Below are 26,068 nucleotides of genomic sequence, written 5' to 3'. Positions count from 1 at the left end.
TTGATTATTAAACAAATGCCTAATGTTTATTTTTTTGAATTCGTTTACAATATAAAAAAGAGAACAACAGAGGAGGAGTTAATATGCAAGTAACCGCATTAGGCGCAATTATTGCACTTATATTAGCAATTTTTTTAATAATTAAAAAAGTTCATCCAGCATATGCCCTTATATTAGGTGCATTAATAGGTGGTTTAGTAGGTGGAGTAGGACTAACAAACACTGTAGTATTTATGATTGATGGTGCAAAAGGTATAATGCCGGCAATCCTTAGAATACTTACTGCCGGAGTTTTAGCAGGAGTCCTTATAGAATCTGGTGCTGCTGCAAAGATTGCAGAAACTATTGTAGATAAAATAGGAGAAAATAATTCTCTAGTAGCACTAGCACTCGCAACTTTAGTACTGACATCTGTAGGAGTTTTTGTAGACGTAGCAGTTATTACAGTAGCACCAATAGCGATGTCTATTGCCATTCGTGCTAATTTATCTAAATCATCGATTCTTATTGCTATGATAGGTGGGGGAAAAGCAGGAAATATTATGTCTCCTAATCCTAATGCTATAGCAGCAGCGGATGCATTTAAAGTGCCATTAACATCAGTTATGGCAGCAGGTATAGTGCCAGCAGTATTTGGCCTTATTGTTACATGTATAATAGCGAAAAAGCTAATTAAAAAAGGAAATTTTGTTGAAAAAGGCGAAGTTGATTGTGAAGTTGAGCAAAAACCAAGCTTTTTATCAGCAATTGTTGGACCAATAGTTGCTATTGTATTACTTTCTCTTAGACCTTTATTCAAAATTAGTATAGATCCACTAATAGCATTACCAATCGGAGGGACCGTTGGAGCTCTTGCTATGGGAAAAATAAAAAACTTAAATAAATACTCAATTGTTGGGTTAACAAAAATGAGTGGAGTAGCTATTTTACTTATTGGTACAGGAACGCTTGCAGGAATTATAGCTAATTCTGGGTTAAAAGATGTAATTGTGCAAGGACTTAGTGCTTCAGGCCTTCCTGCATATGCATTAGCGCCTATAGCAGGAATATTAATGTCTGCGGCTACAGCATCAACTACATCTGGTACTGCAGTAGCAAGTACAGTATTTGGTGGAACTATATTAGAACTAGGAATCTCACCTCTTTCAGCAGCGGCAATGATTCATAGTGGAGCAACAGTTTTAGATCATCTTCCACACGGGAGTTTTTTTCATGCAACAGGTGGAAGTATATTTATGGATATGAAGGGAAGATTAAAACTTATACCATATGAATCATTAGTAGGTTTAACTATGACTTTAGTGTCAACTATAATATTTGGAATAATGAAATAGAGCTCTAAGTAATTGATTATAACAATTAATAATAAAGAATATCTCACAGGTTTAAATTAGTAATTCACTTTGGAAAGGATAGATATATATGAAATTTGTGTTAGCACCAGATTCATTTAAGGAAAGTATGACAGCAAAAGAAGTAGCGGAGGCCATGGAGAGAGGAATCAAAAAAATCATTCCACATGCGGAATGTGTGAAGGTTCCAATGGCTGACGGTGGAGAAGGAACGGTGCAGTCTCTTGTAGATGCAACAGAAGGTGAACTATACAAAACGCTGGTTAAAGGACCCCTTGGTGATGAAGTTCTAGCTACATTTGGAGTGCTTGGAGATAAAAAAACAGCAGTAATTGAGATGGCTAGCGCCAGTGGGTTGCATCTTGTGCCTAGGGAAAAAAGAAACCCTCTTTTGACTACAACTTATGGTACGGGAGAATTGATTAAAGCGGCTCTTGATGCAGGTGTTAACCATCTGATTATAGGAATAGGCGGTAGTGCCACAAATGACGGCGGTGCGGGAATGATACAAGCACTTGGTGGAAAGCTCTTAACAAAGGATAATGAAGAGATTAATTTAGGCGGTGGATATTTAAATCTTCTTCATAAGATAGATTTAAATGGACTAGATAAGAGGATAAAAGATACTAAGATTGAAGTAGCCTGTGATGTTACTAATCCTTTAACAGGCAAAAATGGTGCTTCTTATATTTTTGGACCACAAAAGGGTGCAACAGGTGAAATAGTTAAAATTTTAGATGATAATTTAAGTCATTATGCAAAAATTATAAAAGAACAGTTAGGCTTAGATATTGAAAGTATTCCTGGAGCAGGAGCAGCGGGGGGACTAGGTGCAGGGCTTCTTGCTTTCTTCTGCGCAGAACTTAAAAGGGGAATAGATTTAGTTACGAAGCATACTAATCTCAAAGAAAAAATGCAAGATGCAGATTATGTATTTACTGGAGAAGGAAGCATAGATGGACAAACACTTTATGGAAAAGCACCTCTTGGAGTGGCTTTAATAGCTAAAGAATATAATATACCTGTTATTGCATTTGCAGGACGAATAGGTGATGGAGCAGAGGCTTTATATGCACATGGAATAAATTCAATAATAGGCATATTATCAGAAGCTGAAACAATTGATAAGGCACTTGAAAAAGGTCCGGAAAATATTGAAAGAGCTAGTGAAAATGTAGTTAGAATTATTTTACTTAATAAGTAAGCTAATCTTAACAAAATAGTAATTAATAACTCCTTAAGGGTTTATTAATTACTATTTTGTTGTTTTTTAAGAAAAATTTTCTTAAAAATTGTAATTTTTATTAACCAATATCTGCACCAGTGAATATAGTATAGTATAATAAAAAATATGAATTATATAGTATATTTAGCTCATTAATAAAACAAATTGTAAATTTATAATAAAGACAAATTCAACTATGAATCCGATTTATTAGTACATATATCAACGCATAAAAATTATGACCACAATATATTTTAGTGATATATGTATCTATAAAAGTATGAATAACTTATAAATCGGTATCTGTGTGTATCGTCTTATTCTAAATTTATACAAAAAGGAGTTTTATAAAATGAGTAGAGATGAAAATAATAATAATAATAACTGTGAATGTGAATTATGTCATTCTATTAATGCAGAACCAGTAAGTATAGAAAAACATGGTGCAAAATTATTAACTGTAAGAATACAAGTAAATAACGTATGCTTTGGCAAAACAGTAGCTGTTGCATGTATTATATATGATAATGCTGGTAGAATAATCACTTTTAGAGGGTTTACTACAATACTATGTAAAGAGGATGAATGCAATCAATGTGGTACGATTAGACGTAAACTTGTGTTTGTACTTCCAGATGATATTGAAGAGCCAGAAGAAGTAGACGTACGTATTGCAGCTAATTATTTATTTCCATGTGAGTAAAATAACTATGTAACTATAAAAAGAGATAATGAAGATTTAATCTTCATTATCTCTTTTTTTATTAAAACTAGTCGCATGCAAATAAATAAATTTGTCGAATATTAAAACTTATAATAGAAATTATAAGCTTAAACATGGTATAATATAAACTTATGAGTTGAAAATATATTTAAGTTATACTTAAAAATTATATATGGAACAAAAGAAAGGAAGTTAAAATGAGTAACATAAAATTTGAGGAATTTAATATTAGTGAAGAAATATTAAAAGCAATTAATAATTTAGGATATAAAAATCCTTCAGAGGTTCAGGCTGCGGTAATACCTATAGCCCTAAAAGGTAATGATATCATAGTAAAATCACAAACAGGTAGTGGGAAAACAGCTGCTTTTGCTATTCCACTTTGTGAAAGTGCAGATATAGAGGAAACAGAGCCTCAAGCATTAGTATTAACACCTACTAGAGAACTAGCTCTTCAATTGAGCCAGGATATAACACAAATAGGTAGATATAAGAAAATTAGAGCCGTAGCTGTTTTTGGTAAACAACCTATAGAAATGCAAAAGAAACAGTTAAAGCAAAGAGTGCACGTAGTAGTAGGTACGCCAGGAAGAACCTTAGATCATATTGAAAGAGGAACTATTAATTTAGACAAGATAAAATATTTAATATTAGACGAAGCAGATGAAATGCTTAGCATGGGATTTATAGAACAAGTAGAAGAGGTTATCAAAGCTGTTCCTAAAAATAGAGTTACTATGTTATTTTCAGCTACAATACCAGAATCTATTGAAGCAATTTGCATGAAATACATGGTGAATCCTGTTAAAATAGAAATAAACCCTGAAAAATTAACCGTTGAAAAAATTGATCAAGTTTGCTATGAAGTAGAGGAAGATAAGAAGCTCAGTTTGCTTAAGAGAACGCTTTATGTTGAAAATCCAGATTCATGTATAGTATTTTGTAGAACAAAAGAAAATGTTGATGCAATAACAAATCAAATGAAAAATCGCCATTATTCATGTATTAAGATACATGGAGGGTTACTTCAAAATGATAGATTAGATGCTATGGAAAGATTTAAAAAAGGTGAATTTAGATTTCTAGTGGCTACGGATGTTGCTGCTAGAGGTATTGATGTAGAAGATATAACTCATATTATAAATTATGATTTACCCTTAGAAAAAGAAAATTACGTGCATAGAATAGGAAGAACAGGACGTGCAGGCAAAAAGGGAAAAGCTATAACTTTTACAACGCGTCATGAAAAAAGATTTTTACAAAACATAGAAAACTATATTGGTATGGAGATACCTAAAAAACCAATTCCATCAAAGGAAGAGTCTGAGCCATATAGGGAAGCATTTTATGAAAAAAATGATGCCAAGCCTATTATTAAAAAGACTAAAGCATCTAATTTTAGTAGCGATATAATGAAAATATATATCAGTGCAGGTAAAAGGAAAAAAATAAGAAATGTAGATATTGTAGGAACTATTTGCAATATTGAGGGTGTTAGTGTTGAGGATATAGGTATTATAGATATTCAAGATAGTTTCTCTCATGTAGATATCATGGCTGGAAAAGGCAAGTTAGTATTAGAAGCCCTTAAAAACGGGACAATAAAGGGAAAAACAATTAGGGTAGAAAAAGCAAACAAATAGTACTTAATACTATAGAATGCAAAATGAGGTAGATAATCTAATTATCCACCTCATTTTTATATTAAATCATCTCCTGCGGAGCTGAAGTATTAACGACTTCAGAAGGATATTTATACTCCCACTGAAGTTTTCTGTTTGATAGCGTATAAAATGGCTGAAGATAATGGATTTACTGTAGTTTTAATGAGTGGTGACTTAGACCATATTCATTTATTAATAGAATTCATTACTCAACAATATATTCCTGATATAATGAAAGCATTAAAAGGAGTATCGGCTAGATTATTAATTAAAGAATATGGAATAATACTAAAGAAGAAATTATGTGGAGGCCATTTATGAAGACCTTCATATTTCGCTGCAACAGTAAGTGAGATATAGAAGAAGTTTGCTAATATAATATAAACAAAGCGGGTAGGAAGTATCCGAAATTTAACACCCATGGAGTTAGTAGGTAACGAGGACGATGATGTGGGAAAATCTAAGAGCAATCTTAGAAGCATGTGACTTCAGTCATGTGAGCTTCACGCGATAATATATATCTTAATGTTATAGATTAAACATAGAGTTATAAAATTGTTTTTAAATACAATTTAAATACTCTTTAATATGTGTTAAAATATAAAAGTTGTGGGAAAGATTTCGTCAAGGTAACTTAAAAAAAACAAACAACTAGGTAATATTAAGTATTATATAAATTATCAATAATATTACTTGTTAAAAAGGAGAGCTATAATGAAAACATTTCAAGATTTAGTAAATGAGACTTTAGATGTTCAAGATTTAGAGGAATTAGAATCAGCAGCAGATTTATTTCAATTTGGTATTGAAAAAGGATATTATAATAAGCGCCAAGCAGATCAATTTAACATTACATATTGGAAAATGAAAAATAAGTGCTTAGCTTATGAAGTTGCCAAAGAAATAAAAGGTAATAAATTAGATATAATTACCATGGTTACTAGTGCCCCAACTGAAATAAAAGACAATATGCGTGAGCTTATAAATTATGTAAATGGGAGAGTTAAGGCATTAAAGGGTAAAATGAATGGGAATAGATAGCATTGCTATTTTATAAATAATAATGAACTAATTGAAGTTAAGTTAATAATCATCTGTGCAGCTCCATTTGGGAATAAAAGGTATATAATATTATAAGTGAATAAGCTTATAGGAATATATGCAAGAAGGGTATATATTTATATATAAATATATACCCTTTATTCGTATAAATCCCCTGCAAGTTTTTCTAATGCACTTGTATTTAGATTGGAAATGGTGTGTTTTTTTTAATTTCTATGGTAACCTTATAAAAGGGACATATGAACAAATTAAAGAGTGGAGGAAATTAAATGTATAAAGCATCTGCGGTATTTATAGGTATATTAATTGCTATAATGGTGACTTTTAATGGGATTTTAGCAAATTATACAGATCAGTATGTATCAATATTAATAATTCACATAGTTGGACTTATTGCTGTTATTACTGTTTTATTATTTAAAAAAGAAAAGTTTAAGATTCCCAAAAACACTCCATTATATTTGTTTAGCGGTGGATTCATAGGAGTTTTTATGGTGTTTTTAAATAGTTTATGCTTCAATTTACTTGGCGCTTCTCTAACTTTATCATTAGGTATATTTGGACAATTAGTATTAGCCTGCTTTATAGACCATTATGGTCTATTTGGTTTAAATATTTATAAGTTTAAAAAGAAAAAAGTTGTCGGTTTTTTTATAATATTTTTAGGGCTAGTCACAATGATAATATATTAAATGGGAGATGGGGAAGTATGTTGTATATAATTTTAGCAATTTTATGTGGCTGTATTACTATAATATCCATGATTGTAAATTCACATCTAGCTAAAGAAATAGGGATTTTTCAAGGAACCCTTATAAACTATATTGTAGGATTATTAAGTACCATATTACTTATAGTTATAGTGAAAACCACTGTAAACACATCACTTAGTAGTTACACTACAATACCAGCATGGGCTTTTTTAGGGGGGTTACTAGGAGTAATAGTTGTTGCAAGTTCGAACATTGTAATTCCTAAAATTCCTACTATTTATACTACTTTGCTGATATTTATGGGTCAGCTTTTTACTGGTATACTTATTGATTATTTCAGAATGGGTTTTATTTCAAAAGGGAAAATTATTGGTGGCTTATTAATTCTATTTGGGCTAATATATAATTCTAATGTTGACAGGAAAGAATTGATTGGAAAATGTTAACGATATTTTAATTCAGATTATAAGAACATGAGCAACTCCGCAGGAAATGCTTTAATATTGTAGCTGCAAAAGTGATGATTTAATGAAAACTAAGTGATTATGGAAGATAAATTCATAATCACTTAGTTTTTTTATTGGTAGTAATGTATAATAATTTTTAAAAGGTTGTTTTAATATTTAAGAAATTAATGTATAACGTAAGATAATATAATTATAGAGAAAATAGTTAGTATATTTTATCATATGGCGTCCGTATATAGAAGTGATCACATTGAAAAATAATGAATCGCATTTTTTTTCACTACTGATGAATTTTTAAAAAAAGTAGGTGTTGCCTTAAGAATACTGCAGTACTATGATAAAATAGATTTAACGACATTTAGTAATTATAGTGATTTATATCTGCAAATTCTTGTGAATAAATTATAGATTTAAGTAAAAATAAATTAGAATAGTTAAACATTAAAATAAAATTTAATTTGAAGGGTAGGATATGAATGAAAATAAGGAATATTCCTTTTTCACCTCCAGACATAACTGATACAGAAAAAAAGCTTGTAATGGAGGTGCTAGATTCAGGGTGGATTACAAGTGGGCCTAAGGCTATGGAATTTGAAGATCAAATTGCTAAGTATTGTCATGCAAATAATGCAGTAGCACTTTCAAGTGCAAGTGCAGGCTTAGAACTTATATTAAAGGTTTATAACATTTGCGAGGGTGACGAAGTTATTACAACACCTTATACATATACAGCTACAGCAAGTGTAATAATCCATAGGGGAGTTAAGCCAACTTTTGTAGATGTTAAAGAAGGCAGTTTTTTAATAGATGAGCAAAAATTAGGTATGACAATTACACCTAAAACGAAAGCTATAATAACTGTGGATTTTGCAGGGGTTCCTGTAGATTATGATGCTATAAAAGAAGTACTTAGGGAAAAAAATAGAGAAGATATTATATTTATATCAGATTCAGCTCACTCATTTGGAGCAATATACAAAGGAAACAAAGTTGGAACACAGGCTGATTTTAATGTTTTTTCGTTCCATGCGGTGAAGAATTTAACAACATCAGAGGGGGGAGCAATTGTTTTTAATGATAATAAATTTAAGGGGAAGGAAGATTTATTGCGAGAGTTTAAAATAACGTCTTATCAAGGTCAGTCAAAGGATACATTTGCTAAGATGAAAGCAGGAGCTTGGAAATATGATATTATAACAGATGGGATGAAATGTAATATGACAGATATTAGTGCAGCTATAGGGATTTCACAACTTCAAAGATATGAAGGAATGATTGAGCAAAGAAGAGATATTTTTAATGTGTATACCAAAGCTCTTGAAACTAAACAGTGGGCGATTATCCCTTTTATAAAGGATGAAAATAGAGAGACATCATATCATCTATATCCTTTAAGAGTAAAAGGAATTAATGATATGCAAAGAGATGAGGTAATCCAAAAACTTGCAGATATAAGCATAGCTACAAATGTTCACTTTACACCTTTGCCAATGTTTACACTTTATAAGAATCTTGGGTATTCTATAAAGGATTATCCAAATGCATATAATCAATATGCAAATGAAATAACACTTCCAGTATACTCAACGCTTAAGTTAGAAGATGCAGAGTATGTGGTGCAAAAAGTAATAAGATGCGTAGAAGAGATAATGGGATAAAGCTCAAATTTAACTGACATTGCCAACTATATAAAAGGAGGTCCTATTATGAAGGTTAAATTTTATACATCTACAAGAGAATATACTAATAAAAAGTCGGAATTTAACAATGCTGTTCTAGGAGTTATGGAAAGAGGAATATCGATGCTAGGCACAGAGGTAACTGACTTCGAAGAAGCAGTTAGAAAATTTACTGGAGCTAAATATGCAATTGGTGTTGCATCGGGTACAGATGCCTTAGTAATGGCTTCTGATATACTAGGTTTTAAAGATGGGAAAGAAGTAATAACTTCACCTTTTACTTTCTTAGCTTCTACATCTTGCATTGCAAAGCATAGGGCAAAACCTGTATTTGTAGATATTGATGAAGAAACTTTTAGTATAGATGTAGGCAAAATAGAAGAAGAAATAACAAAGGATACCGTAGGGATTATTCCAATTCATTTATTTTCACAAATGGGTGATATGGATAAAATTATGGACATAGCCAGTAGAAATAATTTGAAGGTTTTAGAAGACGCTGCGGAATCGTTTGGTATGAGATGGAAAGGGAATGGATCAGACTTTAGACATGCAGGTACAATAGGAGACTTTGGTGTTTTCTCATTCTTTCCTACCAAGACTTTAGGAGCTTATGGCGACGCTGGTATGATAGTAACTAACGATGAAAACTTAGCACGTATTACTAAAATGTACAGGGTTCATGGGGCTTCTAAGAAGTATCATTATGATTACATTGGATATAATTCAAGATTGGATTCAATTCAAGCGGCTATATTACAAGTGAAAATGAAATATATAAACGAAGCAATTCAAAAGAGAAATCATATTGCAAAATTATATATAGATAGATTACAAGATTGTGAGTTTATTAAAATACCTAAAATTAAAGGAAATCTAAAGCCGGTGTATTATGTATTTAATATATTAGCCGAAAGAAGAGATGAACTTTGCGAATATCTAAAAGTTAATGAAATAGGAAATAGTATTTATTATCCAATACCTCTTCATCTTCAAAAATGTTTTGAATACTTAGGATATAAAAAAGGCGATTTCCCAGTATCTGAAAGAATAGCAAATGATATCATTGCACTTCCTATATACCCAGAGATAACTGAGGAAGAAGTAGAATTTGTTTGTGAAACTATTAAGAAATTCTATAAAAAGTAAAGGAATTCCATATTACATTAATATGCATAGAATAGATATAACAATCATTGCATAAACCAAAAATATAAATATACGTTAGTTGAAATATAGTAAAAAAGAACATTCCATAATTAGTTGGACTAATTATGGAATGTTCTTTTGTTTTAAATAATTATGGTGATATGGACGGTTCATGTAAGTGTGATTTTAAATTTTTAATGTAAGCTCTTACCTTAAAAATTTCTACTGCTGTAAGTAATGTTGGTGGTCCTAGTTTAGATAAAAAATTAATGACTTCTGTACTTTCTTGTACAGTGTCTTTAGCATATACATAATCTGGTTTTAGCAATATACAGCCTATTATACAACCTATTATGGCTGGGTATGTGTTAAATTTAATATCTTTTAGTTTTGCTTTGAAGATAGCATTATTAATTCCATCTACTAAGGCTTTTCTGGGGTGACATGAATTTATTGTTTTAAATATAATAATAACCCCCTTAAAAACTATATATACTAATTATAGTATATGAAACTTAGGGGTAAGTGATATAGGTAGGAGATAATTTAATATGTACTAAGTATAAAACGGTAACGAACTTTAATCAGTATCTTGCAATGTACAATAGCATGTGCTAGTATATAATAAAGGTAAATAATCTAAGAGAAGGTGAATTAATGAATGTACAATTTAAAAAAGGCGTTCTTGAATTATGTGTATTATCTGTACTTGATGGCAGAGATTGCTACGGATATGAGCTTGTAAATGAAATTTCACAAGATATAGATATATCTGAAGGAACAATATATCCTTTGCTTAGGAGATTAAAAAGTGATGGATTTGTAACTACTTATCTTCAAGAATCACAAGAAGGGCCACCAAGGAAGTATTACAGCATTACGACACTGGGTAAGAATACAAAAGAAGAGCTAAAAGATGAGTGGTTGGATTTTGTAATCACAGTGAGCAAAGTTTTAAAGATAGAACAGAAAAAGGAGATGAGGATATGAATAAAAATGAATTTATGAAAGAACTTTCAAGAAATTTATCTAATCTTCGCGAAGAAGAAAAACAAGATATTTTAACTGATTATGATGAATATTTTACCATAGGAGCAGAAAAAGGAAGAAGTGAAGAAGACATAGCCATATCTCTTGGAGAGCCTAGAACTATTGCAAAACAGTTAAGAGCAAATTATATGATTGAGAAAGCACAAAATACAAAATCTTCAGGAAATATTGGTAGAGCTATAATTGCAGCAGTCGGTTTAGGTTTTTTTAATATAATATTGTTAGGACCGTTTATAGGTATTGTTGGGGTGCTCATAGGATTGTATGCAACGGCGTTTGGATTTACTATAAGTGGAATAGTGGTAGTTTTAGGCACGTTTCTTAAATTAATATTTCCAAGTTATATATCCATGGATGTAAATTGGATTATAAGTATTGCAATTGGCATGGGGCTTAGTGCTGTAGGAGCTTTAATGTTTATAGGATGTAAGCATCTAACAAAATGGCTATATAAAGTAACTATTAAATATTTAAAAACAAATATCAAAATAATTAATGGTAAAGAGGAGCAAGACTATGAGAAAATTTAATGAAAAAAAGGTTGTAAAATGGTTGATGATTGTAGTTATGTGTTCAATAATACTAGGAGGAGTAGGGTACGTACTTGAGTATAAATTAGGTATTATAAAATCTAACAATGATATAACACAAGGAAGCAGTACATCTAATGATAAGTTTAATATAGAGGCTACAAAGGAATTTAGTAAAGGGAATATTAAAACCATAAATGTAGAAACAGTAAGCACAGACGTAAACATTATCACTACCAAGGAAGATAAAATAAGAGTTCATTTTTATGGTAATTCAAATTCGAAAAAGTCAGCACCACATTTAGAGGCATTTGCAAATGGGGATGATCTAGATGTTTTAATTAAATATCCAGGTAAAATTTTTGGTATAAATATAAACACAAAAATAAATTTAGATATATATGTTCCGGAAGACTATAAAAAGGATTTAAAAATAAATACAACATCAGGGGATGTTATTATAGGAGACCTACGATTAGATAAATTTAAATTTCAAACAACATCAGGAGATGCTAAGATAAACTTATTAACAACTAATGAAACAATATTTGAGGGTACTTCCGGCAAAGTAAATGTAAAATCCTTATTAAGTAAGAAGAATGAATTTAAGACAACTTCAGGGGACACAAAAATAGAAAATATTACAGGAGATATATTAGGTCAATCAGTTTCAGGTTGGTTCAAGTTTAAGTATAAAGACTTTAACAATGATATTAATATAGACTCTACTTCAGGAGATGTGGAATTAAAACTTCCTAAAAAATCAGAATTTAAATTAGACTTTGACAGTACATCAGGTGATCTTAGAAATGATTTTCCTATAACAGTGACAGGAGAAGCTGACAAGCATGAAATAAAAGGGGATGTAGGTAATGGAAATAAAATAATAAAAATAAATACAACTTCAGGTAATGCTACTATTAATGCTTCGGATGAGTAAAATTTATAAAAAAGGTTTCTGATAAATAAAACTAGAAAGCCACAAACCAGTAGGATAAATTATCCTACTGGTTTTTTATATTCTCACTATATCTAAAAATGTTAATATTGAAGCTCCGCAGGAGATGATTTAATTAGTACTTGACAGTATAAGTATATAGTATTATATTTATAGTGTACTACAACAATAGTACACGCTGTACACATAGTGCAAATAGTGAAGAGTTAATTATTTGAGAGAAGGTGAAACCTTGATAGCAGAAGCGGTAAACCTATTTATGAACAGATTATTGAGAAAGTAAAGGAAAATATAATAAAAGGAATATTAGAACCGGGAGATAAATTGCCTTCTGTAAGGGAACTTGCATCGCTTATAACAATCAATCCTAATACTATAAGCAAAGCATATAATGAGCTAGAAAGAATGAAGGCAATTGAAGTTATAAGAGGAAAAGGAACATTTGTAGTAGAAAATTTCAAACCTATCATGAATGAAGAAAAGATGAGAGAAATAAAAGAACATATGAAGAAAATAATTATAGAGGCACATTATATAGGTGTTGATAAAGATACGTTAATAGATATACTAAATGAAATTTATAACCAGTTTTAACGACCTTTCAGAAAAAAATATATTAATAGATGGTGAAGATATTTTAATTTTAATTTAAGGGGTGGTTTAAGTTGAAAAAAGTACCATATATAATCTTACTGGGATGCATAATTGTTACCATCTTAATATCTGCTTGTGGTAAAAAAAACATGAAGAATAATCTCATTATAGGAAATAAAAGTTCCGAAATTATTAGTGATATAGTAATTCAAAGGGTTGATAAAGTTAATATTATAGCTAGTCATCTTAAGGCTAACCAGCATGGATATTTTGATATGGGGGTACAAGAAAATTGTACTTATAAAGTGGAATTTGAAGACAAAAACAACAAGAGTACTCGTAGCAAAGAATTTACGTCAAATTTTAGTAGAGATAAAATAGCAAATATAAATATTTTAAAAGATAATAACGGAGAGTGGTCTGTTATTATAGAAAATTAAAAAGATTAAATCATCTCCTGCGGAGCTGAAACATTAACGACTTCAGAAGGAGATTTATACTCCCACTGAAGTTTTCTATTTGTTAAGGTATGTAACTCCCACTTATAGAAGTGGGAGACTTTCCTTCTGAAATGTCGTTAAACATCGAGAACAGAAATGTTCTCTTTTATTTTCTTTTTTTGCTTTTGTTTAATTCATAATAAATATGGTAAAATATAAAATAATGGATTATATGGAGGTGATACTATTAAATATGCGGAAGTCTACAACAAAATAAATGGAAATAATTTTATCCACCGATGCATATTAGTTAAAGGGAAATCTGCTAGTGGTAAAACAACTATGGCAGTTTCTAAATATAAGAATATGATAGAAAATGAAAATATAAAAAGTTCAAATATATTATGCTTATTTATGAATAAATATCAAAATATAACATGGACAAGAGAGATGGATTTTAACATGACTAGTGAGATTCGAAAAAACTCTTACTATGGATTTATCAGAAAAGAACTATCACTTTATTGGCCATATGTAGTAGAAAATTGCAAGGAATTAAAAATTAGTTTGTTGAAACCTGAATTCGCATCTTTTGATGCTACAAATTATGCTATGAAAGCACTAGTGGAGCATTTTAGAACGTCTAAAGGGTACTTTATAGATATTACATCAACTTCTTCTAAAATAGCTTCAGATTTGATTTCTAACATTAATAATGCTGCACTATCATTAGTGCCTTTTAATAAAATAGGAACTAGGCTATATAATTCATTAGAGGTAAAGGATTTTTGTGCAAAAGAAACATATAATCAATTGGATGAAGTAATTCAATATTATATCTCAAAATTATTGGGAAATGGTGTTGTAGATTATGGATTGTGTTTTTACTTGTATAATAAGTATTTACTTAAAGATGCAAGATACTTTAATATGAATAAAATAAAATATCTTATAGTAGACGATATAGATCAGGCTTCACCATCAGAGCTAGATCTGATATTTAAGCTTATTGATAATGTAGACAAGGCATACTTGTTTTACAACCCAAGCGGTGGATTTTGTAGTTATTATGGGGCTAATACTAATTATTTGAGACAAAAATTAAATATTGATTATGATGAAATTATTCTAGATGAGCATTTTTGCTGTAATGATGAATTTATTGATTTTTCGCGTGCGATAGAAAACCGAGCACATAATAATTACGAAGAGGAGAAAATAAGCGACAACCTACCAGCTTATATAGATTTGACTTCACAGCTTCGATGCGAAATGGTTGAAAAAATATCATTTAAAATTGAAGAATTAATAAATCATGGAGTTAAGCCTAAGGATATAGCTGTAATATGTCCATTTAATGATTTTGTCATTTCTCATGAACTACAGAAAAAAACAAAAGAATTAGGTATATCAGTCATGGAGACTTCTAAAAAATATAGATTTATTGACAATGAATATTTACAGCCATTAATTATATTAGCAGTATTGTGTAATTCTTTTACAAGCATAAAGTTAACAAGTGAAGATTATAAAAACTTTTTTTCTTTTATGTTACAGCTAGATATAATCAGGAGCTCGCTACTTTCTGATTTAGTAAATTCGAGTGGAGAGATGCGAGATATTAATAAAGCCATCCAAGATAGAGTAGGCATTGAGGTCGCAAGTAATTATAATGAATTAAAAAAATGGATAAGTGATTATAAAGAAAGTAACTTGGAATGCAATATACCACTAGGAGAATTTTTTAGAAAAGCATTCTTAGAAGTTCTTATAACAATACCTAAAGTTAAACAACATGTAGGTGACTATATAAGTATATATGAAAATTGTGAAAGCTTCGTAAATACTTTAGATAAATTACAATTTAAAGGGAAGTCATCTGAGGAGAGATTTATAGAATTTATAAGGCGTGATGGAAAAGATTTTTATTCGTTGAATGATATTCAAGAAATGCTATTACAAGAGAATAGTATAGTTTTCACATCGCCATATACATATTTAACTTCAAATTTAAGTAGCGTGGTTCAGATATGGGCAGATATTAACAGTAATATGTGGTGTTCAAGAAATATAAAGGAATTATCAAATTATTACGTGTTAAGAAGTAATTGGAATATTAATGATATCTATACGCAGGAAACAGAAAACAATAATATATATAGAATTTTAATGTCCGTTGTTGATGGCCTTTTAAGAAAATGTAGGGGCAAATTATACATATATGGCAGTGAGTATTCTCTAAATGGATATGAACAACAAAGTATATTTGCGGATATCCTTGTAGAAATCTTAAGCGGAAGAGGTGAAAATTATGATAGGGGATATGAGTAATGAAGAGGTAAAAATAAGTTATAGGGATGATCAATTGCATATAATGGAATATAGAGGAGGAACCATGGCGGTTCCAGCAGTTCCAGGAGCAGGGAAAACCTTCATAATATGTAATCTAGTATGTGAACTTATAGAAGATAAAATTCATAAACCTGGGAAAATACTTATAGTTACTTTTATGAATAGTGCAGTGAATAACTTTAAACATAGAATTTCAATAGTTTTACAAAATAAGGGAATAACAGCGAGTAATGATTATGAAGTTATGACTATTCATAGTTTAGCACTAAAGATTTTAAAAGATAGACCGGATGTAGTGGGAGTTAATGAAGAATTTAAAATATTAGATGATGTAAATAAAAGCTTATATTTAAATAAGTGCATTATGCATTGGAGAAGAAACGGTGGAGAAAATATATTTAAGGCTATGATATTAGATAAATCCCTAAATAAATACCCAGGAAAACAAAATGATTGGTGGAATGATTTTTTCACGACGGTGGATACAATTATTGGGGAATTAAAGATAAATGATATTTCTCCAGAAAAGTTAAAGGATGAAGTGAAAAATTTAAACCAAGACAGCATTTTAAATTATATATCTGAAATTTATGATTCATACACTAAAACCCTAAAAAGAGAGGGCTATATAGATTATAACGATTTGCTAATTCTTGCATATAAGCTTCTAAAAACTGATGATGTGCTTCGCGAAAAATTAAATGTAAAATATACTTTTGTATTTGAAGATGAGTGCCAAGACTCTAATTTAATTCAGGGAAGAATATTGGGTTTAATTTCTGGAAAAAACGGAAACTTAGTTAGGGTAGGGGATGTTAATCAAAGTATAACAGGTACATTTACATCTTCAGATCCAAAATTTTTCAGAGAATTTTGTGAAAATGCAAATAAAAAGTTTGAAATGTATATGGCAGGACGTAGCACAAAACATATTATTGATTTAGCAAACGAATTAGTTCGACATATCAATAATCATCATGGTGAAGAAAAATGTAGGTGTGCATTAGTAAATCAAGAAATTAAAACGGTACCAGAGTTTTTTAAACTAAAAAAGCAGGATGTGGACATTTACGGAATAAGCACTATGGTTTGTAGTTCAAATCAGGATGAAATTAATAAAGCTACTAAGCTAACAATGAAATTCAAAGAAAAATATCCTAATAAAACCTGTGCCATATTAGTTCCGTATAATAATCAAGTTAAAGAAATAGCGGATAAACTTAGAGAGTTAAATATTGAGTGTGATGAATTGTCAAATAAATCAGATAAAAGATGTAAGGCTGCATTTACATTAGGATATATATTGCAGTTTATTTCAGAGCCACATGATAGTTTTAAATTCAAAGATTTAGTAAAGAATGTGTTTATAGAAGAAAACAACGAAGAAAGTGAAAGGTTGTTTGATTTCATACAAGATTATAAAGTAGAAAAGCTAATGTATCCCAATGGAGGAGTCATAGATCAGAAAGATGTTCCTCGCGAAATATTAGGTTCAGAGGTCTATCAAAAATTTATAAAGTGCATGCAGCAGATTAAAATAATATTTCAATATCCCCAAACACATTTAGATAGACTGATTTTGCATATTAGTGATGTTTTAAATTTCAGTCTTGAGGATAGAGCGATGGCAGATGCAGTTGCATCGTATATTAGATTTCTATCAAAAGATGAAAGTGACTTTTGTTTAAAGCATATAGTGGATCAGTTGCTAGATGAAAAAAATGGTATATTAAATCATATTTCAGGTATAATTTATGACCTAGAAGGATATGAACCTTCCTCAGATAGAATAACAGTTTCTACTTGTCATAAAGCAAAAGGACTGGAATGGGATTGTGTATTTATATTAAGCATCACATCTTACCAATACCCATATATGACAACGGATAAATTTAGGGAGTACTATTACTTGAAACAACAATTTAAAAACCCTACAGTTCTTTGTAAAGCTGAAATTGCAAAAATTCTTGGTAATAATATTTGCGAGGATCCAATTGGGGAAGCGAAAATACAGATAATAAATGAAAAAATAAGGCTCTTATACGTAGGAATAACAAGAGCTAAAGAATATTTAATTTTAATGGCATCTAAGTGTAATGAAGGTAAATGGAATGAAAGTAAACCTTCAAAGTACTTTTATGTGCTTCAAGACTACATAAACAGCCAAAGGGGCGATGGTAAATGTTAGATATTAGAAAATTAAAACACGTTTACTATAGTCAAAATTTATTAAACACTTTTGATAAATGCCCTTTAAGATTCAAAATCAAGTATTTAGATAATGTTAAGTGGAAAAAGGATTCAATAGATAATGAGGATTATTATGAAAATATGAATATGGGACTCGATTTTCATCTCATTTGTGAAAGATATTTTTCAAATATTCCTGCTGGTATTGATAATAGCAATATCGATTTAATGAATTCGTTCAATTCATTAAAGGGAAAATTTACTCTTTTAGATGAAAATATATATTTTACTGAATATGAAATAAAAATGAGAAAAGATAACATCAGGATTCAGGCAAAGTATGATTTGATAATTATTAAGCCAAATAACAAAATAGAAATATGGGACTGGAAGACCGAAAATAGAAAACTTGACTATAAAGAAGTGTGTAAAAGAATGCAAACTATTGTTTATATGTATATATTGGGTGAGAGTTCTTTGAAAATATTTGATAAAGATATACCCCTAGAAAATATAAGTATGAATTTTTGGCAGCCTCAGTTTAAAGATGATATTATTACTATTAATTATTCAAAGAGTAATCATAAAATTCACGAAGATAAAATTATGGAGATTACGCATTCATTAGACAATTATGATTTTAGTTTGGATTTTAATAGTGAACTATATAGCGCGCAGTGCAAATATTGTGAATTCGGTGGATGTAACCAGGTTTGTGATGCTTTTATATAAAGGTTTTAGGTAAATAGAAAGTATGTATAAACCCTTGATTTTCAAGGGTTTATTTTTATCCCTATTTATATGCTAACTAGGATGTACTAACTAATATATAACTAAGAAAAAAAATATTTTTATGAAATATTGACAATTTTACTTAAATAGAATATTATATCATTAAAAGATATATCATTTAATGATATATGTAATGACAAATGAATGGAGGAAGAAAATGGCTAGGGGAAAAGCTTTAGACGAGGATATATTAACGGATTCTACCTACTGTATTTTACTCACCTTAGTAAGACCTATGCATGGATATGGGATAATGCAGGAGATTGAAAGATTTTCAAAAGGCGAAATGTTAATAGGTCCAGCAAGTCTTTATACAATTATAAAAAAATTGCAAAATGCAGATTTAATCCAATTAGTAGATGATGATGAAGAGAGACGTAAAACCTATACACTGACTTTTAAGGGGAAAGAAATATTAAAAAAAGACATTAAGAGAAGAATAACGATGGTAAGACATGGAGAGGAAGCTTTAAAACATTTAGAGGGGGATGATACTGATGGAAAAGAAGAATAGGTATATTTTGAATATGGGATTTGCCTTTGACGAAGATAGAGCTATGAAAAAATTGTGTCAAAGGGCAAAAGAAGGTTGGATTCTTAAGGAAATGTCCGGGTTTAGGTATAAATTAGTAAAAGGTGAACCAAGAGAAATAGTTTATTCCATGGATTACAAAGAATTAAGTGAAAACGATAATGAGTATTTTGAATTTAGAGGAGATTGCCCTAATAAGTGCACCAAGAACTGCGGCTATTGTCATTGACACTAAAGGGGTTATAAATATAGCGATAAGCCACATCCCATAAAATATCATTTGGGGACACGATAACAAACAATAAGCAACCCCCATTTGAAGCATAATAACAAGGGAAAAAATCACATTCATTCCATACATCAATAAAAATCTGCTTGTGATTACCGAGGATGTTTGAACATCATTACCATCAACAAAAATTTCACCTTCTTCAAAATCAAGTACCCCTGCAATCGCTTTTATCATTGTACTCTTTCAAGCTCTATTGTGACCAATAAATCCATAAATATCTCCAGGTTCCACTGTAAGATTAAAATGATCAACAGCTCTTTTTTCGCCTTTATATATCTTTGAAAAATTTTTAATTACTAACATGGCAATTCCCCTTCTTACCTATAAATTTTAAAATGTTTTTACTTGTTTTCATAAAAAAACCATTAAATTACTTCAACTTTGCTCATGTTAAAGATAGTGGCTATTATAAATATTACACTACAAAAAATTGAAAATCCTATAGTATATAAATAGCTATCTAATGTAAATAAATTTGCTCCTTCCACTAATTTGTATGGCATGAGCTTTCCAATTGTATTCAAATTTACAAGTGCAGCATTCAAAAAAGTTATCATAAGCGTTATAAAACCTACTGTTACACCTTTTTTCACAAAGCTGCTAAAAAGTGTCACCAAGGCAATATTAAAAAAATAGTATACAGACATTAGAATAGCCGAGTTCATTACACCTGATAAAGCAACTTTTTCTCCTTTAAATAAAATACTTCCATAGTAAAAACAAGTCAAAAATCCTATGAAGGTCAATATGGTTACCACAATAGTATAATGAATTATTTTAGCAAGCACTATACCAACTGGATTACTTCCCTTAGAATATGGAAACACGAGTTTTTCGCCATTTATCTCATCATTTAAAGTACTTGCCAATGTGAATATTATGAATAAGTTTCCAATTTGAAAAAGATCTTTAATATAATTATTAATCGCACTCTTAGGAGTAGCAATAAAAAGTGAACTTAAATCTCCTTGTAATTGCTTTTCTAATATTTTTGGAAGTAATTTTAACATAAATGGATCTAAAATAGCGAATGCAATTATTCCTACAGCAAGTATTATATATTTAAATTGTCTTTTGGATTCCATTATTTCTTTCTTAAAATACGCCTTAAAGGTTGTCATTTTTATTCACCAGCCTTATAAAAATATCTTCAAGATTACTTTTTCTTAAATTATAAGATAAAATATTATTTTCTCCCTTAACAAGTAGTTTTAAAAGTTCAGATTTAGCAACATCTAAATTATTAACATAGATAGAGGCCTTATTTTCATTTATCAAAACTTTTTCCACCCACTTAAAGTTTAAAAGAATTTTATCTAAGTTTACACAGTGTTTTTCAAACTCAATATCGAATATAGGTTGAATATACTTACTCTTTAAACTCTCTAAATTATCAGATATGAGTATTTGCCCCTTATCCAAAATACTTACCTCGTCACAAATCCTTTCTATATCACTCAAAATATGAGTTGAGATAAAAACAGTGGTTCCATTTGACCTCAAGTCTTTTATAAACTCTAGTATTTCCATTCTTCCCTCAGGATCTAGTGCAGATGTGGGTTCATCTAAAAAAACTATTTCTGGTTTATTAAATAGTGCCACTGCAATTCCTAATCGCTGCTTCATTCCACCTGAATATTGCCCTATTTTTCTCTTTGCTACCTCAGTAAGCTTAACAATTTCTAAAATCTCTACAGTTCGCTCCCTTATGTTTTTCTCTGTCATATTAGCTATTTCGCCAATAAAATGCAGATACTCATTAGCGCTCATGTAATTATAAAACACTGGATTTTGTGGAAGATATCCTACTTTCCTTAATAATTGCCTTTTATTTTTCTTGAAATCCCCTCCATCTAAATGTATCTCTCCACCATTAAAATCAATTAACCCTGAAAGTATATTCATGGTTGTAGTTTTACCTGCTCCATTAGGACCTAGAAATCCGTATATGGTTCCCTTTTTTATTTCAAAGGATATATCTTTTAGAACTTCAAAGTCTCCATATTTTTTGTTGATATTTACCACTTTAAGCATCTTAATCACGCTCTCTTCCTATTAATAAAAAGGATATGCCACCTATTAATTGGATAAAAATTACAACTAAAGCCCATGCCCACTTAGGTAAAAATTTTACCCTGTCTCGTGTTAATCTATATAAGCAGAAACCAACAAGAACTATCTCTATTATAATTACAGGTGCAAGTAATTTTATTATCTCGAGTAGCGCCATTCCGTCAAACATATTCGATTCCCCCTTTTTATATTTTCATAACTTTAACGCAATAAAAATAAAAAAGTTCATTTTATTTTTATATTAGGAAACAGATTGCGTAAGTGGATGTGGATGAGAATGTAAAAACACTTATTTAAATGATAAAACACATGAAAGTAATAACAGCTTAAATCCAAAGTATATGTACCACATCCTCAGCCTACCAAAAGACTTTCTTTGTGAAGCGGATTGAGAGTTATTATTTTCCTTATATGCCATCCATCTTAGATACATATTAGGATAATTGCATAATAGTATGAACTTTCTCCGGAAGTGATTTGAAATAAGATGTGCAGAAACATTGAAAGTTGATTTAGAAATTCTTGTTTTGCTAATATAAAATCCTCGTGAGCCCGACTGGAAGGAAGGCTAGCGAACCGCCTGTAAGTCGAATGTGAGTGTTAGAGGATTTTATATTTGCCAAACAATAGAATTTCTTAATCAACTTTCACGTTTCAAGCTCTTATTTCAAGTCACGCAGGAGAAAGTTCATAGGTCTTGCACTCTTATTTTTTATTTTTTAATATTACTCGTGTTACCAGTAGGTAAATAAGGAGATTACCTGGTGTATTAATCAGTGCAAAAATCCCCCAAAGCCAATAGTATTTTTCTTTACGCCTTCTTGCATCACAAAATACCCAAGCTCCTTGAATTAATAATATAGGAATTGCTATTGCAAGCACTATAGTTAGTTTATTATTTAAAATCACCATTAACATTCACTTTCCCTTCTTTTGATTGCTAAAACAGGTATTATTATCCAAGGAATAATGGTAATAATAAAAATCTGTGAAATAATTAGTAGTTTAGTACCTAAGAAAATGGTGGCTATAGCATACACAGAAAGAATTATAAAGGATGTTAATATAAAAAGAATAAATTCTTTTCTAGCCTTACTATTGCCTCGTATACACTCTCCTTGCTCTATTATGCTTAAGGTATCTATATCAAAATCAAATATATCTTCATTTAAAACATCCATTTTTTTAGCTGTGGAATTAAGGACGTTTTTAAATTCTTTATATTCATCACTATACTCTATACTTTTATCAACCTGTTCATGAGATTCATTGTAAAATTCATCAATTAAAGAGTTTTTAATCTTATCAGAATCCTTCATTTATATAATCTCCTTCCTTTCAATTTCGCTTATTATATATTTCACTGCATTATGAAGCCTTGACCTAACTGTTCCAAGGGGACATCCTAAAATTTCTGATATTTCCTCATATTTGTAACCATAATAATGTTTTAAAATAAACACAGCCCTTTTCTCATAGGGTAAATTTAAAATTATTTTCATTATCTCTTTGTACTCGTAATTTGCGATCACAATGTCCTCTACTTGTTTGCTTTTATCATCCACACATTCCTCTATTAGTCCAAAGGATTTATTCTTTCTTAAATAATCCCTGTAAACATTAGTGGCTATTTTTATGAGCCAGGTAGAAAACTTTGCTCTAGGCTCAAACTTATTTATATTAATCACAGCTTTAAGCAATGCATCCTGAATAATATCCTGTGCTAAGTGTGGGTCTCCTACCATTTTAACAGTGTAGCCTTTTAAAATATTGTAATTATCTTTTAAAAGAGAATTTAGCGCGCTTTTATTTCCATCCTTAGCTTTATTAATAAGTTCTAGTTCATCCAATAATAATCACTCCTAGCAATCCTTTAACGCAAATATTGATTAATAAGTTCACTATATTTATTATAATCTATAATTATTAATTTATTTTGCTGTTTTCCTATTTTCTTTTAATATGCTCAGCCTTTAATTCCTGTTATTGAAAAGTATTTAAATAAAAGCATTACTAAAAACCAATAGTTTTGTAAATAAAGGTATTACTGATAATAAAATACTAAAATAGAGTCTTTTTAATAACGATAAGCATAGTCTTTATAATAACAACTATTTTTAAGATGAACAAAGTTGAGGTAAGTTTATTGGTATTCGATCTAAATAAAAAAGGAGGTATATATTATGTCAGACAAGGGCAAAAGTAAGGGTGCTTCAACCAAAAATAATGGCAAGAAAAGTGATAAAAAGAATCAAAAAAATAAGGGGCCTAAAAAGTAAATGACCTAAAAAGCAAAAAAAATCCTGAGCTCAAAAAGAGTTCAGGATTTTTAGCATTAACAATACTATTAGTGTTAAAAACATAGTAATGCAAAAACATGAAATAAATGGTATCATATTATAAATACAATTAAATGAAAACCTAATTATGGGGGTAATTCTTAGTTACGACAATAGAGCTAGTTTGGTTTAATCAAGCATTATCCCTATTAGCGTTAATTTTTATATTTATGTATAACGATAAGAAGGGTAAAGACTTAAAATACTTTTTTTATGCTTTTTATCCAGTGCATTTATTAGTAATAGGATTAATAAGGATCCTTCGTAAAACATTATTGTAATATCAATAATGAATACACAGAGAAATTATTAGAAGATAACATTAAGAAAAGGAGATTTAAGTAGTATGAAATGGAAAATAAAAAAATTTAATGAACTAAACGGTGAGGAAGTATATGAAATTTTAAAACTTAGAAGTGAAGTCTTTGTTATAGAGCAGCAATGTATCTATGAGGAGTGTGATGGTAAAGATAATAATTCTTATCATTTATTTGCAAAAGAAAATGGAAAAATCATTGTTTACTTAAGGATTTTAGAAAAAGGCATTTCTTATAATGAAATATCTATAGGTCGGGTATTAACTGATAAAAAATATCGTGGTAAAGGTTTAGCAAAGCAAATGATGATAAGAGCAATAGAATTTATCGAGAATAATTTAAATGAGAAGGTAATTAGGATTGGCGCACAGGAGTATTTGGTAAATTTCTATGAGGGTTTAGGGTTTGTGAGGGTTTCTGAGGTATATTTGGAAGATAACATTCCACATATAGAAATGTTATATAAAAATCTTTAATTATATATTAGCATCAGATTCATCTTTACGTTTTTTTTTACAAAAAACAAATTAAACCCTGTCTAATATAGATAGGGTTTAATTTAAGCTATAGAAAATATATAATTTTTTAATGTTTAGCAGGCAATTCATCTAAGCTTTTTAGTTCATAGCCTTTGCTTTCCCATTCGGTAATTACATCATCTAATATTTCAGCATTGGTTTTTGACACTGCATGTAGTAACATAATTCCACCGTTGTGGGTTCTTTGCATAATACGTTTTTTTGCAGCTTCATGGGATGGTTGTTTGTCTGTAAGCCAATCCATATAAGCGAAACTCCAGAATATGGTTTTATATCCGTAGTTTTGAGTATATTGTAAGGATAACTCACTATATTTCCCCATCGGAGGTCTAAAATACTTAGACATCTTTTTATGAGTAATATTTTCAAATGCTTCTTCTACATCAGATAATTCTTTTTTGAATTTATCTTCATCCTTTATAGAAGCCATTGAAGGGTGGTGATTACTATGGTTGCATACTAAGTGCCCCTCGGCTACCATTCTTTTAATTAATTCTGGGTTAGAAGTAATATAAGGTTTTACAACGAAAAATGCTGCTTTTACATTATGCTTTTTTAAAACATCTAAAATTGGAGCGGTATATCCAGCTTCATAACCCTCATCAAAAGTTAGATATAATATCTTTTTCGATGTATCTCCTAAATGATAACATCCATACTTTGATATAAAGCCTTTGGTTTCTTTAGGTCCCTCAGGTGGGTTATTGTCATTACGTGGTTGGAAATACCAATTATATTCTTTAGTGCTTAATCCAGTAGAGGGCTTAGTAATACTAAAGACACTTTTGAAAAAATTTACTATGGTAGGTGTTTTTGAACCTTGATTATTATAATATCCATTGTTTGAGTCTTTAATTGAAATATTGCCTAAATCTTTGCTATAAGCAACACTTGAAAAAGAGTTAACAAAAAACATTGAAGAAACAATAATACTTAACATCTTTCCTTTCAGAACAATCACCTCTAGTTTATTTTATTTAGATAGATTAATATATAACTTAGTATGCTCAGTAGATGTGTGTAGATATTCTTGAA

30 protein-coding genes are annotated in these 26,068 nt (G+C 29.9%); 22 read left to right on the top strand and 8 right to left on the bottom strand.

What is annotated here, in order from left to right:
* Nucleotides 1-83: 83 nt before the first annotated feature.
* The 10 genes from KTC94_RS03755 (at nucleotide 84) to KTC94_RS03710 (ending at nucleotide 10,035) form a co-directional block, all read left to right on the top strand.
* Nucleotides 84-1,334: a GntP family permease gene (locus KTC94_RS03755; protein ID WP_216304296.1), complete on the top strand. Its 1,251-nt coding sequence runs from the start codon at nucleotides 84-86 to the stop codon at nucleotides 1,332-1,334.
* Between the two features lie 88 nt (nucleotides 1,335-1,422).
* A complete protein-coding gene (locus KTC94_RS03750) occupies nucleotides 1,423-2,556 on the top strand; it encodes a glycerate kinase (protein WP_220287656.1) in 1,134 nt (377 codons plus the stop codon).
* A gap of 373 nt (nucleotides 2,557-2,929) precedes the next feature.
* On the top strand, nucleotides 2,930-3,280 hold the full coding sequence (locus KTC94_RS03745) for a hypothetical protein (RefSeq protein ID WP_220287658.1): 351 nt from the start codon (nucleotides 2,930-2,932) through the stop codon (nucleotides 3,278-3,280).
* A gap of 218 nt (nucleotides 3,281-3,498) precedes the next feature.
* Nucleotides 3,499-4,944, top strand: coding sequence for a DEAD/DEAH box helicase (locus KTC94_RS03740; protein WP_165413493.1), 1,446 nt, complete (start codon nucleotides 3,499-3,501; stop codon nucleotides 4,942-4,944).
* A gap of 135 nt (nucleotides 4,945-5,079) precedes the next feature.
* On the top strand, nucleotides 5,080-5,286 hold the full coding sequence (locus tag KTC94_RS03735) for a transposase (RefSeq protein WP_165413494.1): 207 nt from the start codon (nucleotides 5,080-5,082) through the stop codon (nucleotides 5,284-5,286).
* Nucleotides 5,287-5,679: 393 nt separating this feature from the next.
* Nucleotides 5,680-6,006: a hypothetical protein gene (locus KTC94_RS03730; protein WP_165413495.1), complete on the top strand. Its 327-nt coding sequence runs from the start codon at nucleotides 5,680-5,682 to the stop codon at nucleotides 6,004-6,006.
* A gap of 290 nt (nucleotides 6,007-6,296) precedes the next feature.
* Nucleotides 6,297-6,719, top strand: coding sequence for a DMT family transporter (locus KTC94_RS03725; protein WP_220287660.1), 423 nt, complete (start codon nucleotides 6,297-6,299; stop codon nucleotides 6,717-6,719).
* Nucleotides 6,720-6,736: 17 nt separating this feature from the next.
* Entirely contained in the window at nucleotides 6,737-7,186 is a 450-nt protein-coding gene (locus KTC94_RS03720) for a DMT family transporter (protein WP_165413497.1), read from the top strand.
* Nucleotides 7,187-7,689: 503 nt separating this feature from the next.
* On the top strand, nucleotides 7,690-8,865 hold the full coding sequence (locus KTC94_RS03715) for a DegT/DnrJ/EryC1/StrS aminotransferase family protein (protein ID WP_220319767.1): 1,176 nt from the start codon (nucleotides 7,690-7,692) through the stop codon (nucleotides 8,863-8,865).
* A 48-nt stretch (nucleotides 8,866-8,913) separates the two neighbouring features.
* The gene (locus KTC94_RS03710) at nucleotides 8,914-10,035 is read left to right on the top strand and encodes a DegT/DnrJ/EryC1/StrS aminotransferase family protein (RefSeq protein ID WP_220319759.1); all 1,122 of its coding nucleotides are present in this window, start codon (nucleotides 8,914-8,916) and stop codon (nucleotides 10,033-10,035) included.
* Between the two features lie 151 nt (nucleotides 10,036-10,186).
* Here KTC94_RS03710 and KTC94_RS03705 read toward each other — a convergent pair whose 3' ends face one another.
* Complete coding sequence (locus KTC94_RS03705; protein WP_220319758.1) at nucleotides 10,187-10,363, bottom strand: hypothetical protein; 177 nt, start codon at nucleotides 10,361-10,363, stop codon at nucleotides 10,187-10,189.
* A 329-nt stretch (nucleotides 10,364-10,692) separates the two neighbouring features.
* Here KTC94_RS03705 and KTC94_RS03700 point away from each other — a divergent pair, with 329 nt between their 5' ends.
* The 10 genes from KTC94_RS03700 (at nucleotide 10,693) to KTC94_RS03655 (ending at nucleotide 19,702) form a co-directional block, all read left to right on the top strand.
* A complete protein-coding gene (locus tag KTC94_RS03700; protein WP_216304302.1) occupies nucleotides 10,693-11,025 on the top strand; it encodes a PadR family transcriptional regulator in 333 nt (110 codons plus the stop codon).
* A complete protein-coding gene (locus tag KTC94_RS03695; RefSeq protein WP_220319757.1) occupies nucleotides 11,022-11,615 on the top strand; it encodes an HAAS domain-containing protein in 594 nt (197 codons plus the stop codon). The genes KTC94_RS03700 and KTC94_RS03695 overlap by 4 nt, the downstream gene beginning before the upstream one ends.
* Nucleotides 11,602-12,555: a DUF4097 family beta strand repeat-containing protein gene (locus KTC94_RS03690; RefSeq protein WP_220319756.1), complete on the top strand. Its 954-nt coding sequence runs from the start codon at nucleotides 11,602-11,604 to the stop codon at nucleotides 12,553-12,555. The genes KTC94_RS03695 and KTC94_RS03690 overlap by 14 nt, the downstream gene beginning before the upstream one ends.
* A gap of 273 nt (nucleotides 12,556-12,828) precedes the next feature.
* Nucleotides 12,829-13,167, top strand: coding sequence for a GntR family transcriptional regulator (locus tag KTC94_RS03685; protein ID WP_220319766.1), 339 nt, complete (start codon nucleotides 12,829-12,831; stop codon nucleotides 13,165-13,167).
* A 71-nt stretch (nucleotides 13,168-13,238) separates the two neighbouring features.
* Nucleotides 13,239-13,607 (top strand): hypothetical protein, encoded by a 369-nt coding sequence (locus tag KTC94_RS03680; protein ID WP_220286785.1) that lies wholly within the window; start codon nucleotides 13,239-13,241, stop codon nucleotides 13,605-13,607.
* Nucleotides 13,608-13,853: 246 nt separating this feature from the next.
* Nucleotides 13,854-15,938 carry a UvrD-helicase domain-containing protein gene (locus tag KTC94_RS03675; RefSeq protein ID WP_369811896.1) on the top strand — a complete coding sequence of 695 codons (2,085 nt, stop codon included), beginning with the start codon at nucleotides 13,854-13,856 and terminating at the stop codon, nucleotides 15,936-15,938.
* The gene (locus KTC94_RS03670) at nucleotides 15,919-18,147 is read left to right on the top strand and encodes an ATP-dependent helicase (RefSeq protein ID WP_220319754.1); all 2,229 of its coding nucleotides are present in this window, start codon (nucleotides 15,919-15,921) and stop codon (nucleotides 18,145-18,147) included. Before KTC94_RS03675 ends, KTC94_RS03670 begins: the two co-directional genes overlap by 20 nt.
* Nucleotides 18,141-18,881 carry a PD-(D/E)XK nuclease family protein gene (locus tag KTC94_RS03665; protein WP_220319753.1) on the top strand — a complete coding sequence of 247 codons (741 nt, stop codon included), beginning with the start codon at nucleotides 18,141-18,143 and terminating at the stop codon, nucleotides 18,879-18,881. Before KTC94_RS03670 ends, KTC94_RS03665 begins: the two co-directional genes overlap by 7 nt.
* A gap of 217 nt (nucleotides 18,882-19,098) precedes the next feature.
* The gene (locus tag KTC94_RS03660) at nucleotides 19,099-19,455 is read left to right on the top strand and encodes a PadR family transcriptional regulator (protein WP_216303591.1); all 357 of its coding nucleotides are present in this window, start codon (nucleotides 19,099-19,101) and stop codon (nucleotides 19,453-19,455) included.
* Nucleotides 19,439-19,702, top strand: a complete 264-nt coding sequence (locus tag KTC94_RS03655; protein ID WP_216303590.1) for a DUF2812 domain-containing protein — start codon at nucleotides 19,439-19,441, stop codon at nucleotides 19,700-19,702. Before KTC94_RS03660 ends, KTC94_RS03655 begins: the two co-directional genes overlap by 17 nt.
* A 428-nt stretch (nucleotides 19,703-20,130) precedes the next feature.
* On the opposite strand, the gene KTC94_RS03645 is transcribed toward KTC94_RS03655, so the two are convergent.
* The 6 genes from KTC94_RS03645 to sigY form a co-directional block, all read right to left on the bottom strand.
* Entirely contained in the window at nucleotides 20,131-20,886 is a 756-nt protein-coding gene (locus KTC94_RS03645) for a hypothetical protein (RefSeq protein WP_220319752.1), read from the bottom strand.
* Nucleotides 20,873-21,799 carry an ABC transporter ATP-binding protein gene (locus KTC94_RS03640; protein WP_216303597.1) on the bottom strand — a complete coding sequence of 309 codons (927 nt, stop codon included), beginning with the start codon at nucleotides 21,797-21,799 and terminating at the stop codon, nucleotides 20,873-20,875. Before KTC94_RS03640 ends, KTC94_RS03645 begins: the two co-directional genes overlap by 14 nt.
* 1 nt (nucleotide 21,800) lies before the next feature.
* Nucleotides 21,801-22,007 carry a PLDc N-terminal domain-containing protein gene (locus KTC94_RS03635; protein WP_220319751.1) on the bottom strand — a complete coding sequence of 69 codons (207 nt, stop codon included), beginning with the start codon at nucleotides 22,005-22,007 and terminating at the stop codon, nucleotides 21,801-21,803.
* Nucleotides 22,008-22,543: 536 nt separating this feature from the next.
* A complete protein-coding gene (locus KTC94_RS03630; RefSeq protein WP_220319750.1) occupies nucleotides 22,544-22,756 on the bottom strand; it encodes a hypothetical protein in 213 nt (70 codons plus the stop codon).
* Nucleotides 22,750-23,157 (bottom strand): hypothetical protein, encoded by a 408-nt coding sequence (locus KTC94_RS03625; protein WP_220319749.1) that lies wholly within the window; start codon nucleotides 23,155-23,157, stop codon nucleotides 22,750-22,752. Before KTC94_RS03625 ends, KTC94_RS03630 begins: the two co-directional genes overlap by 7 nt.
* Nucleotides 23,158-23,688: an RNA polymerase sigma factor SigY gene (gene sigY / locus KTC94_RS03620; protein ID WP_220319748.1), complete on the bottom strand. Its 531-nt coding sequence runs from the start codon at nucleotides 23,686-23,688 to the stop codon at nucleotides 23,158-23,160.
* A 602-nt stretch (nucleotides 23,689-24,290) separates the two neighbouring features.
* Here sigY and KTC94_RS03615 point away from each other — a divergent pair.
* Together KTC94_RS03615 and KTC94_RS03610 are read left to right on the top strand one after the other, a co-directional pair.
* Complete coding sequence (locus tag KTC94_RS03615) at nucleotides 24,291-24,458, top strand: conjugal transfer protein TraX (protein WP_258280760.1); 168 nt, start codon at nucleotides 24,291-24,293, stop codon at nucleotides 24,456-24,458.
* A 65-nt stretch (nucleotides 24,459-24,523) separates the two neighbouring features.
* Nucleotides 24,524-24,970, top strand: coding sequence for a GNAT family N-acetyltransferase (locus KTC94_RS03610; protein WP_216303583.1), 447 nt, complete (start codon nucleotides 24,524-24,526; stop codon nucleotides 24,968-24,970).
* A 109-nt stretch (nucleotides 24,971-25,079) separates the two neighbouring features.
* Here KTC94_RS03610 and pdaA read toward each other — a convergent pair whose 3' ends face one another.
* Complete coding sequence (gene pdaA / locus KTC94_RS03605; RefSeq protein ID WP_253198216.1) at nucleotides 25,080-25,973, bottom strand: delta-lactam-biosynthetic de-N-acetylase; 894 nt, start codon at nucleotides 25,971-25,973, stop codon at nucleotides 25,080-25,082.
* Between the last annotated feature and the right edge of the window lie 95 nt (nucleotides 25,974-26,068).

The organism is Clostridium sp. CM028 (assembly GCF_030585565.1).
GTDB lineage: Bacteria > Bacillota > Clostridia > Clostridiales > Clostridiaceae > Clostridium_AD > Clostridium_AD estertheticum_B.
Note: the sequence above shows the minus strand (reverse complement) of the source record. Positions and strands in the feature narration are given on the sequence as shown.

Bases quoted from the DNA above. Each gene is read 5' to 3' on its own strand.
- KTC94_RS03755 (WP_216304296.1), top strand. From the start codon at position 84: ATGCAAGTAACCGCATTAGGCGCAATTATTGCACTTATATTAGCAATT.
- KTC94_RS03750 (WP_220287656.1), top strand. From the start codon at position 1,423: ATGAAATTTGTGTTAGCACCAGATTCATTTAAGGAAAGTATGACAGCA.
- KTC94_RS03745 (WP_220287658.1), top strand. From the start codon at position 2,930: ATGAGTAGAGATGAAAATAATAATAATAATAACTGTGAATGTGAATTA.
- KTC94_RS03740 (WP_165413493.1), top strand. From the start codon at position 3,499: ATGAGTAACATAAAATTTGAGGAATTTAATATTAGTGAAGAAATATTA.
- KTC94_RS03730 (WP_165413495.1), top strand. From the start codon at position 5,680: ATGAAAACATTTCAAGATTTAGTAAATGAGACTTTAGATGTTCAAGAT.
- KTC94_RS03725 (WP_220287660.1), top strand. From the start codon at position 6,297: ATGTATAAAGCATCTGCGGTATTTATAGGTATATTAATTGCTATAATG.
- KTC94_RS03720 (WP_165413497.1), top strand. From the start codon at position 6,737: ATGTTGTATATAATTTTAGCAATTTTATGTGGCTGTATTACTATAATA.
- KTC94_RS03710 (WP_220319759.1), top strand. From the start codon at position 8,914: ATGAAGGTTAAATTTTATACATCTACAAGAGAATATACTAATAAAAAG.
- KTC94_RS03700 (WP_216304302.1), top strand. From the start codon at position 10,693: ATGAATGTACAATTTAAAAAAGGCGTTCTTGAATTATGTGTATTATCT.
- KTC94_RS03695 (WP_220319757.1), top strand. From the start codon at position 11,022: ATGAATAAAAATGAATTTATGAAAGAACTTTCAAGAAATTTATCTAAT.
- KTC94_RS03690 (WP_220319756.1), top strand. From the start codon at position 11,602: ATGAGAAAATTTAATGAAAAAAAGGTTGTAAAATGGTTGATGATTGTA.
- KTC94_RS03670 (WP_220319754.1), top strand. From the start codon at position 15,919: ATGATAGGGGATATGAGTAATGAAGAGGTAAAAATAAGTTATAGGGAT.
- KTC94_RS03665 (WP_220319753.1), top strand. From the start codon at position 18,141: ATGTTAGATATTAGAAAATTAAAACACGTTTACTATAGTCAAAATTTA.
- KTC94_RS03660 (WP_216303591.1), top strand. From the start codon at position 19,099: ATGGCTAGGGGAAAAGCTTTAGACGAGGATATATTAACGGATTCTACC.
- KTC94_RS03655 (WP_216303590.1), top strand. From the start codon at position 19,439: ATGGAAAAGAAGAATAGGTATATTTTGAATATGGGATTTGCCTTTGAC.
- KTC94_RS03645 (WP_220319752.1), bottom strand. From the start codon at position 20,886: ATGACAACCTTTAAGGCGTATTTTAAGAAAGAAATAATGGAATCCAAA.
- KTC94_RS03640 (WP_216303597.1), bottom strand. From the start codon at position 21,799: ATGCTTAAAGTGGTAAATATCAACAAAAAATATGGAGACTTTGAAGTT.
- KTC94_RS03635 (WP_220319751.1), bottom strand. From the start codon at position 22,007: ATGTTTGACGGAATGGCGCTACTCGAGATAATAAAATTACTTGCACCT.
- KTC94_RS03630 (WP_220319750.1), bottom strand. From the start codon at position 22,756: ATGTTAATGGTGATTTTAAATAATAAACTAACTATAGTGCTTGCAATA.
- KTC94_RS03625 (WP_220319749.1), bottom strand. From the start codon at position 23,157: ATGAAGGATTCTGATAAGATTAAAAACTCTTTAATTGATGAATTTTAC.
- KTC94_RS03610 (WP_216303583.1), top strand. From the start codon at position 24,524: ATGAAATGGAAAATAAAAAAATTTAATGAACTAAACGGTGAGGAAGTA.
- pdaA (WP_253198216.1), bottom strand. From the start codon at position 25,973: ATGTTAAGTATTATTGTTTCTTCAATGTTTTTTGTTAACTCTTTTTCA.